The 14,913-nt window shown below is 34.8% G+C and carries 15 protein-coding genes; 9 read left to right on the top strand and 6 right to left on the bottom strand.

Going from position 1 to position 14,913, the window contains the following annotated elements:
- Positions 1 to 32 precede the first annotated feature (32 nt).
- Both ACHABW_RS06350 and ACHABW_RS06345 read left to right on the top strand, forming a co-directional pair.
- The gene (locus ACHABW_RS06350; protein ID WP_435754550.1) at positions 33 to 1,181 is read left to right on the top strand and encodes a dicarboxylate/amino acid:cation symporter; all 1,149 of its coding nucleotides are present in this window, start codon (positions 33 to 35) and stop codon (positions 1,179 to 1,181) included.
- A gap of 170 nt (positions 1,182 to 1,351) precedes the next feature.
- Positions 1,352 to 1,906, top strand: a complete 555-nt coding sequence (locus tag ACHABW_RS06345) for a TlpA family protein disulfide reductase (protein WP_435754549.1) — start codon at positions 1,352 to 1,354, stop codon at positions 1,904 to 1,906.
- 28 nt (positions 1,907 to 1,934) lie between these two features.
- Here the strand turns inward: ACHABW_RS06345 and ACHABW_RS06340 are convergent, their stop codons facing one another.
- Both ACHABW_RS06340 and ACHABW_RS06335 read right to left on the bottom strand, forming a co-directional pair.
- The gene (locus ACHABW_RS06340; RefSeq protein WP_435754548.1) at positions 1,935 to 2,939 is read right to left on the bottom strand and encodes a sodium:calcium antiporter; all 1,005 of its coding nucleotides are present in this window, start codon (positions 2,937 to 2,939) and stop codon (positions 1,935 to 1,937) included.
- A gap of 263 nt (positions 2,940 to 3,202) precedes the next feature.
- Positions 3,203 to 3,745: an HD domain-containing protein gene (locus ACHABW_RS06335; protein ID WP_435754547.1), complete on the bottom strand. Its 543-nt coding sequence runs from the start codon at positions 3,743 to 3,745 to the stop codon at positions 3,203 to 3,205.
- Positions 3,746 to 4,203: 458 nt separating this feature from the next.
- Between ACHABW_RS06335 and ACHABW_RS06330 the strand changes: the two genes are divergently transcribed.
- The 4 genes from ACHABW_RS06330 (at position 4,204) to spxA (ending at position 7,638) form a co-directional block, all read left to right on the top strand.
- Positions 4,204 to 5,556, top strand: a complete 1,353-nt coding sequence (locus tag ACHABW_RS06330) for a putative glycoside hydrolase (RefSeq protein WP_435754546.1) — start codon at positions 4,204 to 4,206, stop codon at positions 5,554 to 5,556.
- A 462-nt stretch (positions 5,557 to 6,018) separates the two neighbouring features.
- Positions 6,019 to 6,585 carry a GNAT family N-acetyltransferase gene (locus ACHABW_RS06325; RefSeq protein WP_110935105.1) on the top strand — a complete coding sequence of 189 codons (567 nt, stop codon included), beginning with the start codon at positions 6,019 to 6,021 and terminating at the stop codon, positions 6,583 to 6,585.
- 75 nt (positions 6,586 to 6,660) lie between these two features.
- Complete coding sequence (locus ACHABW_RS06320; protein ID WP_259457911.1) at positions 6,661 to 6,786, top strand: hypothetical protein; 126 nt, start codon at positions 6,661 to 6,663, stop codon at positions 6,784 to 6,786.
- Between the two features lie 450 nt (positions 6,787 to 7,236).
- A complete protein-coding gene (spxA, locus tag ACHABW_RS06315) occupies positions 7,237 to 7,638 on the top strand; it encodes a transcriptional regulator SpxA (protein WP_110935106.1) in 402 nt (133 codons plus the stop codon).
- 170 nt (positions 7,639 to 7,808) lie between these two features.
- On the opposite strand, the gene ACHABW_RS06310 is transcribed toward spxA, so the two are convergent.
- A complete protein-coding gene (locus ACHABW_RS06310; RefSeq protein ID WP_435754545.1) occupies positions 7,809 to 8,501 on the bottom strand; it encodes a TerC family protein in 693 nt (230 codons plus the stop codon).
- Positions 8,502 to 8,808: 307 nt separating this feature from the next.
- Here ACHABW_RS06310 and mecA point away from each other — a divergent pair, with 307 nt between their 5' ends.
- The 3 genes from mecA to pepF all read left to right on the top strand — a co-directional run bounded on the left by mecA (position 8,809) and on the right by pepF (position 13,106).
- Positions 8,809 to 9,465: an adaptor protein MecA gene (gene mecA / locus ACHABW_RS06305; protein ID WP_435754544.1), complete on the top strand. Its 657-nt coding sequence runs from the start codon at positions 8,809 to 8,811 to the stop codon at positions 9,463 to 9,465.
- A gap of 395 nt (positions 9,466 to 9,860) precedes the next feature.
- Positions 9,861 to 11,102, top strand: a complete 1,242-nt coding sequence (locus tag ACHABW_RS06300; RefSeq protein WP_435754543.1) for a competence protein CoiA — start codon at positions 9,861 to 9,863, stop codon at positions 11,100 to 11,102.
- A gap of 180 nt (positions 11,103 to 11,282) precedes the next feature.
- Positions 11,283 to 13,106 carry an oligoendopeptidase F gene (pepF, locus tag ACHABW_RS06295; protein WP_435754541.1) on the top strand — a complete coding sequence of 608 codons (1,824 nt, stop codon included), beginning with the start codon at positions 11,283 to 11,285 and terminating at the stop codon, positions 13,104 to 13,106.
- Between the two features lie 111 nt (positions 13,107 to 13,217).
- On the opposite strand, the gene ACHABW_RS06290 is transcribed toward pepF, so the two are convergent.
- The 3 genes from ACHABW_RS06290 to ACHABW_RS06280 all read right to left on the bottom strand — a co-directional run bounded on the left by ACHABW_RS06290 (position 13,218) and on the right by ACHABW_RS06280 (position 14,880).
- Entirely contained in the window at positions 13,218 to 13,385 is a 168-nt protein-coding gene (locus ACHABW_RS06290) for a hypothetical protein (RefSeq protein WP_183041043.1), read from the bottom strand.
- 146 nt (positions 13,386 to 13,531) lie between these two features.
- Positions 13,532 to 14,455 (bottom strand): ClpXP adapter SpxH family protein, encoded by a 924-nt coding sequence (locus ACHABW_RS06285; protein WP_435754540.1) that lies wholly within the window; start codon positions 14,453 to 14,455, stop codon positions 13,532 to 13,534.
- Positions 14,452 to 14,880 (bottom strand): globin, encoded by a 429-nt coding sequence (locus ACHABW_RS06280; protein WP_110935112.1) that lies wholly within the window; start codon positions 14,878 to 14,880, stop codon positions 14,452 to 14,454. Before ACHABW_RS06280 ends, ACHABW_RS06285 begins: the two co-directional genes overlap by 4 nt.
- Between the last annotated feature and the right edge of the window lie 33 nt (positions 14,881 to 14,913).

Genomic DNA, 14,913 nt, shown 5'->3' with positions numbered 1-14,913 from the left:
GAGAGGACACTCCACTGGAGGAAGGGAACTTTATGAAGTTAATTATAAAATTGGTTGTAGGTATTGTTGTTGGAATTATTATAGGGCTTATAGGAATAGAATGGCTTTCACGTCTGGCAATTACATTTAAGGAAGTTTTTGGAGAATTTATAGGTTTTATGATTCCATTTATTATCTTATTTTTTATAGCCTCCGGCGTATCTAAATTAGGAAATGAGTCTGGTAAGTTAGTTGGATTAACGGTTGGTGTAGCTTACGCTTCTACAGTATTAGCTGGAATAATAGCATTTTTTATATCGATATCAGTCATGCCGTATATTTCGTCTGAGCAAGTAATACCTAACGAAGGAAATGGACTTATCGGGTTCATATCTTTTGAGATTGAGCCATTAATGGGAGTAATGACAGCATTAATTTTTGCCTTTGTATTTGGTATTGGGATGGCAAAACTAAATAGTGAGATACTCATAAAAGCATTCGATGAAGGAAAGTCAATAGTGGAGTTTATCATTGTCAAAGTCATCATTCCATTACTTCCTTTTTACATTGCGGGTATTTTCACAGAACTTGCTTCGGAAGGGACTGTGTTTAGTACGTTGCAAGTATTCGGGATCGTACTGATTGTAGCCATCGTCACTCATTGGATTTGGTTAACTGTGCAATATGTCGTTGCTGGTATTTATAATGGAAAAAACCCTCTATATTTAGTGAAAACGATGTTGCCTGCGTATTTTACTGCACTTGGTACGATGAGTAGCGCAGCCACGATTCCAGTAACTTTGAAACAAGCTAAAGAAAATAAAGTGAGTGAAAATATTGCTGATTTTACTATCCCATTAAGTGCGACGATACATCTTTCAGGAAGTGTTATCACCATTGTAAGTTGTTCCGTTGCAGTAATGTCTGTATTGGATGGGTACAGTATTCCTAGTTTTCTTGAGATGTTGCCTGTTATAGCAATGCTGGGGGTCACGATGATCGCGGCTCCAGGTGTACCAGGTGGTGCAATCATGACTGCCAGTGGAATTCTCATATCAATGCTAGGTTTCAGTGAGGCGGCTATTGGATTGATGATTGCTCTTTATATGGCCCAAGATAGTTTTGGTACAGCTGCGAACGTTACAGGCGATGGTGCAATAGCTTTAATTATTGATAAATTTATGTCAACGCTAAAAAAGTAACAATGAATTAAGATTGCGAGACAGAATAAAAAATAGTTTAATTATACAACTATTGATGAACCGTAAACTTTAAGAAGCTAATGAAAGTTGAAATTTAACCTTTTCATTAGCTTTGCTTGTACTTTGTCCCTTTTTTCTTTCATACATATAGGAGAAAGGAGGGATTTCTCATGTTTCGTCAACGAATTCAATGGTTGGCTTTATGTCTAATGCTGTTTATAGGAGGAGCATTTTATCTTCAATCATCCAACGATTATATACTTGTGGAGAAAGCAATGTCTTCAAAAGAATCTGAGAAGATGCAAGCCGAAAATATGCTGTCTGGGTTTCAACTGCCGACATTGGAGGGTAGCACACTGGAATTTGAGGAGTTATTAGGTGAAAAAACGTTTATATTTTTCTTTGCTTCTTGGTGTCACGTATGTGCAGGACAATGGGAGGAAGTTTTAAAGGTGGAACAGCAAGTTGAAAATGTTAATATTATTGCGATTAATTTAACACAAGAGGAACAAAATACAGAGCAGGTAAAACAATACTTGAATTATAAAGATATAGGAGATGTTCAAGTAGCCTTGGATGAAAAGGGAGAAGCTAGACAAAGATTCGGGGTAATTGGTATTCCAACTAGTTTCCTAATTAATAAAGATGGAGAAATAGAAACGAGATCAGATGGATTTATGTCATCTGAACAATTATTGACTAGAATAAAAACATCTGACAGGTAGACCCTGTCAGATGTTTTTGTTCTGAAGTTTAACTGAGTGTAAAAATGATATAACTTGAAATAAGATATGCGACAACTAATGCAGAGGAAGGGAGATAATAGTTTTTTAATGATACAGCTTTTGATCTAGCGAAAAGCATACCACCGATAATGATAATGTTTAGTCCTAGTAACGCGATAACTGTGAACGTGGTGACAGGATGAACCATTGTAAGAATGGGTTCCTGTCTGTAAAGTATATCTGCGAACACTAATATCATAATATTAAATAAATTGCTACCTAATATATTTCCAACAGCTAGATTATAGTTTGCTAGTTGAATCGCAACAAGAACTGTAACCACTTCAGGGAGAGACGTCGCCCCTGCAATGAGGAAGGTTCCTACAAAGCTTGAACTAATTCCAGTTGATACCGCAATTGCATCTCCGGCAATTGTCAACAAAGAACCGGAAATAAAAATAACGGCAGCTGCAATTACAAAACCAACTTTTGCTTTTTTTAAAGAGATGGCTCCTGTATGATATGCCTCCGTTTCCTCTGACGATGCTGCAGTCTCAGGTACGGCAGAATTTGTATTCGATTTGCCGATAATTTTTAGACCTACAATATAAAAGATAACCATGAGGTACATTTCAATTCCAATGTTCATAAAATGATAGCCAGAGGGAAGCATAACTGAAATAAATATAATTGCGGAGAGACCGAAGCTCATATACGCAGTGGTAATGTTACCTCGATCCACATAGGTTAAGACTTGTTTTTTTCGGTAGTAAAGATCTAAAATTGCGAGAATGAATAAGTTAAATAAGTTACTTCCTAACACATTACTGACGGCAATATCAGGATTATCAACGGCTATAGCGGTAATGCTTGTCGTTAATTCCGGTAATGAAGTAGCGCCTGCTAACAACAGTGTACCTACCATCATACCGCCAAGTGAGGTCCTTTCACCTATAATATCTGCATAAGTGGATAATTTAACAGCGGATAAAACAGTTGCAACAGCTGCAACAATAAATATTATGTACATCATGATAATCGGCTCCTTTTTTTTCATAAAAATAGACCTTTTTATGAAAAGCCCTCTAGAGAAAAGAGATTTTTTCATAAAAAGGTCTTGCGTACTTTGGACATCCAAAGCTTCATGAACCGAGTACATATTGTACCGTAATGACGACTCATGAACCATTATAAATAGTGGTCGCTACTCCCCTTCTTATAAACGGAAGGTTGTGAAGTTATGCTAAAAATGTATCATACCTCCGCAAATGATGCAATATTTTCAGTGAGACTATTTTATAAGATTGGATGTGTATCATTTTTTGATATTTGCATATACTTTACGATTTTATCGTCTAGTTTTTCAAGCATTTTTTTTGCTTTATCTTCGGAGATCTCTCGATAGTGATGGGTACCACCAGGTTCCTCATCTTGTTCATCGGCAATCGCAACAACTTCCTGTAATGGTTTACGTGCTATGTCACGTTGAGGCAGGTAGGAATCAGTGTGAAGTAAGATAGCTAAAGCAATTTCTTTAGCAGCCACAGGATTTTCTCCGAGACGAATCAGAAGCTTATGTGCTCTTTCTGCACCCTTAATGGCATGAATATCATTTTCCTTATATAAATCATAATCCCATTGGCCATTTTTATACCAAGTATAATGACCGATGTCATGCAGAAAAGCAGCTTTTACAGCTAAATCTGGATTAACCCCTCGTTCTGTTGCAAAGCGAAAAGCATGATAGGCGGTTGATATAGCATGTGCTAAACCAGCTCGCTTGACATATTTTTGTGCAATATGATGGTTATATATATTCATTAGGGATACTCGACTCATGTAACATCTCCTCCTTTAAGATTTTCTAGCTTGCCCCTCGACCTATAAAAAAGTATATTGTTATATACTATACGTAAATCACCTTTAATTGTCAAAGGATTCAGCATACTGTTTTGATGAAAAATATAACAATTTGATGGTCGGAATTTATTATAATTATTACTTGCTTAATTCATTTCTTAAGCATTTTTTAGGTGTTATTTATCTTGAATTAAACTAAGGTGAGTTTAAAGTCTTTCTCTTTTATTTAAAGTTTATTAAAAACGTTACTTCTATTTCTAAATAATAATTCTAAAGCCTTCTAAAGTCTTATTTATTTATTTAAATAATACTCTAAATTATCCATTGGTAAATGGTGAATTAACATGTATACTTTATTAAGGGAATCATTTATTTATATGTCATTTACAATCGAATCAAGTCTAGTTTTATATTAAACTAGTCGGGAACGAGGTTAAATGAGATTAGAAATACATATTAGAAAAGGTAGGTTAGGCATTATGGGTAAGAGACATTTAAGTTTTATCACGGCATGCAGCATTGCCACGCTGTTATGGACAAGTCCTTCTCCTGTATTCGGCGCAGGTGAAGAAGAAAACGTACGAGTGGCAAGTTATCATAAGGAGAAACTAACTTTACTCGCGGAAAGAGAATGGCCCGAAAGAATCGCCCGTTACAGATTTGACTCTGGATATACGTTTGAATATCCCGATGCAGTTAGAGGTGTTTTTGTAACTGGTCATTCTGCAGGAGGATCCCGTTTTAATGAACTGCTGGAGCTCCTGGATAAGACTGCTTTAAATGCTATGGTTATTGATATTAAGGACGATAATGGAAATTTAACATATAAACCTGAAGAAGATTCACCTTTCTATGACATTTCTCAAAATATGATTAAAGATACAGAAGAGATGATGAGTACATTAGAGGAAAATGAAGTGTATCCAATTGCACGAATCGTTGTATTCAAAGATACGTTACTTGCTGAATCCCAACCAGAACTTTCTTTCCTTCAGAATGGGGAAGTTTGGAAGAATGGACGAGGCGAAGCATTTGTTAACCCGTTTTTGGAAGAGGTTTGGGAATATAATGTTGACATAGCTATCAAAGCTGCGGAAATGGGCTTTCAAGAAATCCAGTTTGATTATGTGAGATTCCCTGAAGGATTTGAAAAAAGGGATCAAGAGTTGGAATATGGTCGTGGTGATTACACTGACGAAAATTCAGTCAGTAATCGAGTGGATGCTGTTACGGATTTTGTAGCGTATGCAAAAGAAAAACTTGAACCTTATGATGTTGATGTTTCGGTTGATATATTCGGCTATTCAGCAACGATTACTGAAGCACCGGGAATTGGCCAGAACTTTTCGAGAATTTCTGAAAACGTTGATGTTATTTCATCGATGATTTATCCGAGTCACTGGACACCTTATTTCGGTATAGATAAGCCGGATTTACACCCTTATGATTTGGTGGATGAGTACTCTCAAGTAGAAAATGAAGTGCTAGAAGCATTAGATAATCCACCTGTATCAAGACCGTGGTTACAAGATTTCACTGCTTCTTACCTAGGATCCGGAAATTACTTGGAATATGGAAAGCAAGAAGTAGAAGATCAAATTCAAGCACTATATGATAATGGTATTCATGAGTTTTTACTTTGGAATGCTGGCAACCGTTATTCTGAAAATGTTGATTATATGCTCGATCTTGATTTAAGTGACATACAAGAAAACGTAGAAACAACCGAAGAAAGTGAAGAAGTCGAAAGCAACGAAAATAGCAGCAGTGACGCTGAAAATGAAAACTAAAAAATAAAGTGGAAAAGTTCGCTTACTGAGATTACTTTATAAAAGGAAATCGGGGCGAATTTTTTCTTTTTACTATCCTTTTTAACCTTTGTTGATTTAAATGGAAATACTCGAGAAACGAAAAGAGGAAAATCTAGCGGAAAATCAATAGCTACTTCTATAATTTAATTAAAACAACAATTTTTAAGAGATCAGTTTTTTAAAAATATAAATCCTTTATATAGGACAATTAAAGAGCTTTCTTGGTGTTAGAGGCAGAAAGACTACCCTTTTTCATGCATAAGTTGTTACATCAGATGCAGAGAAGCCACAAGTACTCTTATCGTTCTTAAAGCCGGTTTCAATATTAGGTAAAACATATTATAATTAAAATAAGCAAAGAATTTAATTTATCTGGGTTAAATAAAGATTAATGGATACCCTAAACGGTGAGTACCATGAAACATTATGGAGGTAAAGTTAATGAATTGGTATGAGAAACTTAATCAATATTTTCCTATTGAGGAAATGAAATCACAAGATCATATGGAATTATTATTGAAAGAGAAAAAAGAAATATACAAAAAAGATGAAGGTCCAATGCATGTATTAATGTACGTTGATGCAGATGACTTTATCTTCGTTGATTATTTGTTTGTTTCTAAAGATGCACGTGGCCAAGGACTTGGTAAAAAGTTATTAAATAAACTAAAATCGTATGATAAACCGGTTATCCTTGAGGTAGAACCAGTAGATTATGAGGATACGGATACGGAAAAAAGACAACGGTTTTACAGAAGAGAAGGATTTAAACATGCTAAGTCCATAGGTTATACTAGACGGTCTCTTGCTACTGGAAAAGTAAACGAATTGGAAATTCTTTTTTGGTCACCTTCAAATGAGTCTGAGGAGAGTATCTACGACAAAATGTGTCATACGTATGAAACTATTCATACCTATAAACATGAACAACTCTATGGTGAATCAAATGATCATATTGAGAAAGTTCTTTCTTATGAAGAAAAGTCAAACAAAGAACCAACTTCTTAGATTTAGCTTTTGTATTTAAGTAAGCATCATTAAGTCCTGAAGTCGTCTTAGTACACTAGGGAAGGAGAGTTTTACATGGGTAGTAAAGCTAAAAGAAAAGGAAAAAAGAAGTTATTATGGAAAGACCTGTTAAAGCGGAAGTGGGAAGAAGTAAATTCTCCTAAAAAGGGTCCAGTTTCACATTTTAAATGGATCGCATAGTAAAAATTGGGAAAGCCAGCTCGTCTTCAATTATGTGAGCTGGCTTTCCACTGTAGAATATTTATATTCTAATTGATAATATTTATTTTTAATTGAAAATGTGATATACTTAACGTAGAGTTGAATTAAATATTCTTAGTTTTGTTTAGCTAATGTATTATTAACAAAAACTCAGTTAGTTTATTTGCTCAGCAGGTGTATAATCCTTTTAAATGTACACAAAGATAAAAAGTTTAATGATTATCTAAAAAAAGGTTTAAATTAAAATTCGAACGGGAAAACAGAAAACATGTAATTAATTAATCGTATGTTTGCTTTTTCATATCTAGTTTTAACAATAATATATCCAATTAACACTAGTTTTAGTATTATCATTATTTTAATTAAACTATTGCTAGAGAAAATAATAATATATACAATTTGCTCAATTTTGAAAGGAGTGTTTGCTTTATGGTTACATTGTTTACATCTCCAAGTTGCACGTCTTGTCGTAAAGCTAAGTCTTGGTTAGAGGAACATGATATTGCTTTTGTGGAACGGAATTTATTTTCTGATCCATTGTCTGTAGAAGAAGTAAAGCAAGTTATACGTATGACGGAAGACGGTACTGACGAAATTATTTCTACCCGTTCTAAGGTTTTTCAAGAGCTTGATGTGGAATTGGATTCTATGCCGCTTCAAGAGCTCTTTCAATTAATAAGCGATCATCCAGGGTTGTTGAGAAGACCTATTATTCTGGATGAAAAACGTATCCAAGTTGGATACAATGAAGCGGAAATCAGACGTTTCTTACCAAGAAAGGTTCGTACATTCCAACTTCAAGAAGCAACTAGGCAGCTTGTTAACGAGTAATATTAAACCTTCCGTTTAAATACGGAAGGTTTCTTTAATTATTGTCCTTATAGAAGCGAAGCATTCTTTGGCATCTAAGGGAATACAACTTTCCGATTAGGTTTATACTTAATTGGCAATGTTATTTATGTGAAGTGCACTAAAACTCAGAGACAAAACAATAAATGTTCTTATATCTTTGTTTTATTTCTTGAAAAAAATAATGCAATTCCTTGAATTTTGTTGTTTAACGCTGCTATGATTAAACAACTAACTATTAGTGAAGGTACAAACCAAGCTATAGGGAACGATATGGATGATAAAAATGAAATAACGAGGTCTTCATGCAAAAGCATTTTTCCAGCAGTAAAAACTAATACTGCAGCACCTAGGTAAATAACGATTGGGAATTTCGTCATGATGAATAAAATAATTTTACTTCCCCATATAATTATCGGAATGGAAATCATTAGACCTAAAAATACGAGCATTGTGTTTCCTCCTGCGGCACCGGCAACAGCAAGTACGTTATCGAAGCCCATTACGATATCTGCAATGACAATTGTTTTAATGGCATCTCTAAGTTTTGTATGTGAAGGTAGGTCTAATGGATCTTCTTCAATATGGATTAGCCTTAGTGCTATCCAGAGGAGAAATAATCCACCTATTCCCATAAGAAACGGAACTGTGAGAAGATGGACGGCTATAATGGTAAGGCTTCCTCGTGCTACAACTGCTAGGAGAATGCCTGAAATAATTGCCTTATTTCTCAAATGGACTGGAAGGTTTCGACAAGCTAGGGCAACCACGATAGCATTATCGCCACCTAGTACAATGTCAATCCCTATAATAGTTAATAAAGATATCATAAATTCTGAGTCCAAAACTTTAAACCCCCTTGCGTTTCCATGAATTGAAAAATAATTTTACTGGTAATTGAACGAAGAGTCTTTTACAATATATACAAGCCCTTATAGATTAAGAACAGTTTAGGGAGAATACTTTAATTATAAATTTTGAGAAATTCGAGCATATTTATTTCAATTTTGAATTATTTGCTCTAGAATAAGAATAAGTTCATTTGATTCATTTTTATTTATTAAGGGAATAAGTATGATAAGAGACAATGTGATGTATAATTATGATAATTAAGTAAATGTAAGATATAATCTCTCGAAAGGGTGAGAGCACATGGAAATTGAAAGAATTAATGAAACTACAATTAAGTTTTACATTACCTATATTGACATTGAAAGACGAGGATTTGAAAAAGAGGAAATTTGGTACAATCGTGAACGTGGTGAAGAACTCTTTTTTGAGATGATGAATGAAGTAAATGATGAAGATAGCTTTGAATTGAATGGTCCTTTATGGGTTCAAGTACATGCTCTTGAAAAAGGACTTGAGGTAATTGTAACTAGAGGACAAGTAAACGATGGGAACGTCAGACTAGATATACCTGTCGGAGACGATAAGGGGGATGCATCTGTGGATAATAATATCGTTGACATGTTAGATCAACAATTTACTTCTGAAAAAGTGAACAATTTAAACAAAGATCAATCTCTAAGTGTTGTTATTGGTTTCCGCGAATTTGAGGATGTGATTTCTCTTAGTCATCGATTTACGGAACATATTGAAACTAGTTTATATCACTTCGAAAATTCGTACTTTGTCTTTGTAACTTTAGACGAGACTTACTCGGATGAAGCTCAGGATAATATGCTCAGCCGGATGTTGGAATATGGTTATGAATCAGACGTATCTATTCACCGAATTCAGGAATATGGTAAGTCAATTATTAAGATAGAGGCGTTGGATGTATTAAGAGAACAATTTAGTTTGTAATATTAACCAATTATTTTTAAGAGCACTGAAAAGTCACTTTATACTTATCAGTGCTCTTTTTGTTTGGATTTTTTAAGATTGTTAGATGCTTCGGTACAGAGGGCTCTAGGCGCTTCTTTCCGCAGGCAACGACTCTTTAGCACGCCCCTCGGGAAAAGAATGTGTCTCTTCCTCTCTTAGCAGTTCTCTGAAGCAGCATTCGCCGATACAACTCGAACACTACTCCCGGATTATCCACGGAAAGCGAGCGGTAATTCTTCCAAACAACCTTCGATGATAACAAGAGAAGTTTTATGTAATTTAGTTAGAAAGTATTTAGTAGGAAAGATATATACATATACTTGAACATATGTTCTGTTTCTTATATAATCTTAAAAAAGGAGTGATAAAATAACTTGTATACAGCCGACCGAGATGATGGTCAAACAATTTATTTACATGCTAAGAGCTGGAGAAAGAAAGAACTATGTATAATGAAAGAAAAGCATGATTTTTCGTGTCCATCTTGTTTAGAGAAGGTTGTTTTAAAACTAGGAGATCGTCAGGCGTGGCATTTTGCACATTCACCTACCTCTATATGTAACTTTCATCGAACAAATGAATCTTTGGAGCATTTAAATACCAAAAAAGCAATTTTCAGATGGTTGGAGGACCATCAATATAAGCCAAAAGAGGAAATGTATCTGCCGGAATTAAGAAGAAAACCTGATTTATGTGTTGAAATTAATGATCATTTTGTTGTGATAGAGATCCAAAGATCAATGTTGGACATTCAAGTCTTTTTAGATAGGCATTATCAATATATAGATGCCGGATATTATCCAATTTGGATTGGCGTCCAATCAAAACCCGTAACAAATTTATATTCAATACAACCGATGAAACAACTTCAGACACTCCTCATTCGTTTCTCACGTATTCCCCACATTATGTACTATAACCTTTCAGAACAAAAGTTTATCTCTTTAAGCCATTTCATCTATCTGCAACCTAGGAAAACTTTTACCGTTACACGTATCTTCCATGAATTTAGTAAACCTTTTGAAACCTTAATAAACTCTGATAGTGAATTAACACTTACTAACAAACAATTACGATCATATGCCACGATTTTTTACAGAGAGTGGTCAAAGCAAACGAATAAAAATAGATCAAAAATATTTCTGTCAATGACTCCGATTGAAAAAAAGCTTATTCCTTATTTTCAAAAACACCACTTAAACCTTAATTATTTTCCCTCTGTTTGTAACATTCCATTAAAAACTCAATTTTTACTTGAGACACCACCGCATCTATGGCAGACATGGATAGTTTTAAAGTGGATAAATACGACTCCTTTAAATACTAAGGTTTCCTTATCTGAAATCTGCCGTGATTTTTATCAAGAAAAAGCCTCCCTACTTTTTTATTTCCGGCCCACTGTTGAAAATTCTAAAAATTATACTCGAATACTCATTGACGAATATTTTCAATTTTTATGTTTTATTGGAGTATTGACGAAGATTTATCCAGGAATCTATAATGTTAATCACCATGTATCTATTCAAAAAACGATGGACACGCTGATAAACGACGACCGTTATATATTAGAAAAGTTAAAAAATTTTTTCCGATGTGATAAAATTTTTATGCATTGATAGGATATTCCATTCTTTTCAAGAATAGGTATGTATGTTAAGAATAGCGTAAGTACCTGGATCACTGACATTATCATCTTATATGTTAAACTAAGGAAAAGTGTAAAATACTCGTAACAAAGTGAAATTATGGCTGTTTTCATATAAATATCAGCCCAAATTATATTAATATATGGAGGTATGTTGAAAAACATGACAAAAACGACAGGTTTACCTAAGAGAGAAGAGGTTTTAAAGGAAAACACGTGGGATTTAGAGGATATCTTTGCCACGGATGCGGAGTGGGAAAATCAATTTCAAGAGATAAAGGCAATGTTGCCGGAAGTAAGTTCCTATAAGGGAACTCTTGGCGATTCAGGGATGCAATTATTCCATGCGTTGAAGTATCAGGATAAAGTTTCCGAAAAACTTGGTAAGTTATATAGCTATGCTCATATGCGGTATGACCAGGATACAAGAAACTCTTTTTATCAAGGACTTAATGACAGAGCCAGCCAATTGCTCTCTCAAGTAAGTCAAGCTGCTTCCTTTTTAACACCTGAACTTTTATCCATTCCACAAGAAACATTAGATAAGTTCTTAAAAGAGACTCCGGAGCTTGAATTGTATGAGCATTTTTTAGAACGATTAAATCATAAGCGTCCACATGTTTTAACAGAGAAAGAAGAATCATTGTTAGCTCAAGTTGGAGAAGTAACGGATGCACCTTCTACAACTTTTGGGATGCTAAATAATGCAGACATGAAATTTCCAACGATTAAAGATGAAGACGGAAATGATGCAGAAATAACGCATGGCAGGCTTCTCAATTTTCTTCAAAGTGATAACAGACAAGTACGAGAAGATGCTTTTAAAGCAGTCTATGCAACATACGATAATTATAAGAATACGTTTGCAAGTACTCTTAGTGGAAACGTTAAAAAGAATATATTCAACGCGAACATTAGAAAATACGCTTCAGCAAGACAAGCGGCACTTAGTGAAAATCATATCCCAGAAATAGTCTATGATCAATTAGTTTCTACAGTAAATAATAACCTTCATCTTTTACACAGATATGTGGACATCCGTAAAAAGGCTTTAGGAGTGGAGGAACTCCATATGTATGATTTATACACACCTATTGTGAAAGATGTGAAGATGGACGTTTCTTATAAAGAAGCGAAAGAGCTAATGGTAAAAGGTTTAGAAGGACTTGGAGCAGAATATAATTCGATCGTTAAAGAGGGTCTTGAAAACCGTTGGGTAGATGTAGAAGAAAACCTTGGAAAAAGAAGTGGTGCCTATTCTTCGGGTACATTTGGAACAAAGCCGTATGTGTTAATGAATTGGCAGGATAATGTCAATAATCTTTTTACGTTGGCACATGAGTTCGGGCACTCTGTTCACAGTTATTATACAAGAAAACATCAACCATTACCCTACGCTGACTATTCTATTTTTGTTGCTGAAGTAGCTTCAACTACAAATGAAGCATTACTGAATAACTATCTACTTAACAAAGAAGAAGATAAGCAACGTCGACTATACTTACTGAATAATTTCCTGGAAGGGTTCAGGGGAACGGTTTTTAGACAAACAATGTTTGCAGAGTTCGAACAAATTATTCATGAAAAAGCGCAGAATGGTGAGCCATTAACTCCAGATACGTTGAGCGAAGCTTACTATCAGTTAAATAAAAAATACTTTGGTGAAAATATTGTCATTGATGAGCAAATTGGATTAGAATGGGCGAGAATTCCTCACTTTTATATGAACTTTTATGTTTATCAATATGCCACAGGCTATAGCGCTGCTACAGCACTGGCAAACCAAATACTAGAAGAAGGAGAGCCAGCAGTTGAAAGGTTTACGGACTTTTTGAAGGCAGGCAACTCCGACTATCCGATTGAAGTTCTTAAGAGGGCTGGTGTAGATATGACGTCAGCAGAGCCAATTCAACAAGCGTTAAATGTATTCGAAAAAACATTGGATGAATTGGAGTCATTGCTGTTCGAAAAATAATATTTTAGATCTGTTGAGGTAGTAATGTTACTATCTCAACAGTTTTTAATATTGTTCTTTATCTTCACCTTCATTATAGCAATAACTTTACTTATTAGTAGATGGACTCCTTTAAAACCCACGGAATCTATGTCGATTAGTGAATTGATGAATAGTAAATAGAATAGATATAAATAAACAAGGAGCAGAAATCCAAATAGGGAATAATTGTAGTAACCCAATGAATGTAAAATAGAAACTAACTAAAATAAATGCAATTCCTGCCCAAGTCAATTTCATTTGAAAACCTCCCTTGAAAAACTGCAGTAAAGTTTAAACTCTTAATAAAATACATATGCAAGTTTAGGACAAGAATTAACCTAATAATGGATACGAAACATAAAAAAGCCCGAGAGTTTCCTCGCGGGCAAGTATTCATCTATATGTTAGCCGATAAATTTCCATAATGAGCCGTGCTTTGTTTGAATTTCTTCGACTTGTTGTTGTAGTTGCAGTTTTTTCATTTCTTTATGAACTATTTCCATCGACATATCGAAAACAACTGATATTTCTTTTGACGCAACGAGAGAATAAAATGAAATAAATTGCTTTAAGGATAAGGGAGGGCATTTTTCCGGTTTTTTGCCGATCATATCTGCAATAATATCCACATAGATCTGATAATTATATAACCCTTGCACCTTTAATCCTGGTTCATCTATATCATCATTAAAGAACACCATTGTGGGTAAGGTTTCTACGTCCATTTCTTTGGTAGTCCTTACGTCAGAATTTAATGCTTTTTTAGCTGCTTCAGAATGAAGGTCATTGGCAAATTCATTAACATCTAGTCCTTTTACATTCTTAGCACAGGATATAAGCACTTCTTCTTCGGCAATATTCTGTTTGTGTAAAAATAAAGCCTCTCTGACGCGTCTCAAGAATTTAGAGCCAATGGCTATTCCCTGTAATTCAGCTGCTTTAATTGCAAGAATTGCTGAATAAGGAGTAGTCAGACGATTTTCATACCACACATCCCCATCACATGGCATTCCCGTGCGACAGGCGGTTTCGTGATAGGATTTTGCCATTTCTTGAACGCGGGCATTGTATTTAGAACCAACTGGAGTGTTGAAAGATCGCATTTCATTACCCAGTAGAGTTTTAATCGTGAAGTAGTTAGAGTATTCCATCTGAAGTTTCTTAATCACAGGCTCTAACGACCAGCATTCTGGGCATAAAGGATCGATAAACACGTATATTTCCACAGGTTTTTTTTTATTATTAGTGGTGTAAAAGGATTCTGGGTCGGTAGGACAACAAATACCCAAATCATCATAACAATAAAATGTCCCTTGGTCTGAAGTCATGTTTTATTCCTCCTTTGAGCGGTATCTGTGGTGTGATTGTCAGGATTTTCGCTATTAATCATATGTTTTGCTGTGTAGGATAGCCTCTCAAACATAGCGTTTCGCAAAGGTTCCTCGATATTTGTATCAACTAGTGCCTGAGCCATACATGAGAGCCATGAATCTGCTCTGGCAGGTGTGATTTCAAATGGCATATGTCTTGCACGCAGCATTGGATGACCATGTTCCTCAGTATACAAAGATGGACCTCCAAAAAACTGGGTTAAAAATTGCTTTTGTTTACGTGCAGTTTCGGTAAAGTCATCAGGAAATATAGGGGTTAAATCAGGATGTTCTGATACTAACTTATAAAACCTGTCTACTAAAGAAATTAATCGATCTTCTCCTAATAATTCGTAAGGAGTTGTTTTATTATATCCAGTCATGTTGTTCCCCTTTTATTTCAGATACTATAATTA

It is taken from the genome of Salipaludibacillus sp. CF4.18 (assembly GCF_051262595.1).
GTDB classification, from domain to species: Bacteria; Bacillota; Bacilli; order Bacillales; family Salisediminibacteriaceae; genus Salipaludibacillus; species Salipaludibacillus neizhouensis.
The sequence above is the reverse complement of the archived record's forward strand: the minus strand, read 5'-3'. Positions and strand labels throughout refer to the sequence as shown.

Coding starts and splice junctions, on each gene's coding strand:
- ACHABW_RS06320 (WP_259457911.1), top strand. CDS start 6,661: ATGGGTAGTAAAGCTAAAAGAAAAGGAAAAAAGAAGTTATTATGGAAA.
- ACHABW_RS06280 (WP_110935112.1), bottom strand. CDS start 14,880: ATGACTGGATATAATAAAACAACTCCTTACGAATTATTAGGAGAAGAT.
- ACHABW_RS06285 (WP_435754540.1), bottom strand. CDS start 14,455: ATGACTTCAGACCAAGGGACATTTTATTGTTATGATGATTTGGGTATT.
- mecA (WP_435754544.1), top strand. CDS start 8,809: ATGGAAATTGAAAGAATTAATGAAACTACAATTAAGTTTTACATTACC.
- ACHABW_RS06345 (WP_435754549.1), top strand. CDS start 1,352: ATGTTTCGTCAACGAATTCAATGGTTGGCTTTATGTCTAATGCTGTTT.
- spxA (WP_110935106.1), top strand. CDS start 7,237: ATGGTTACATTGTTTACATCTCCAAGTTGCACGTCTTGTCGTAAAGCT.
- ACHABW_RS06350 (WP_435754550.1), top strand. CDS start 33: ATGAAGTTAATTATAAAATTGGTTGTAGGTATTGTTGTTGGAATTATT.
- pepF (WP_435754541.1), top strand. CDS start 11,283: ATGTTGAAAAACATGACAAAAACGACAGGTTTACCTAAGAGAGAAGAG.
- ACHABW_RS06325 (WP_110935105.1), top strand. CDS start 6,019: ATGAATTGGTATGAGAAACTTAATCAATATTTTCCTATTGAGGAAATG.
- ACHABW_RS06290 (WP_183041043.1), bottom strand. CDS start 13,385: ATGAAATTGACTTGGGCAGGAATTGCATTTATTTTAGTTAGTTTCTAT.
- ACHABW_RS06330 (WP_435754546.1), top strand. CDS start 4,204: ATGAGATTAGAAATACATATTAGAAAAGGTAGGTTAGGCATTATGGGT.
- ACHABW_RS06340 (WP_435754548.1), bottom strand. CDS start 2,939: ATGATGTACATAATATTTATTGTTGCAGCTGTTGCAACTGTTTTATCC.
- ACHABW_RS06335 (WP_435754547.1), bottom strand. CDS start 3,745: ATGAGTCGAGTATCCCTAATGAATATATATAACCATCATATTGCACAA.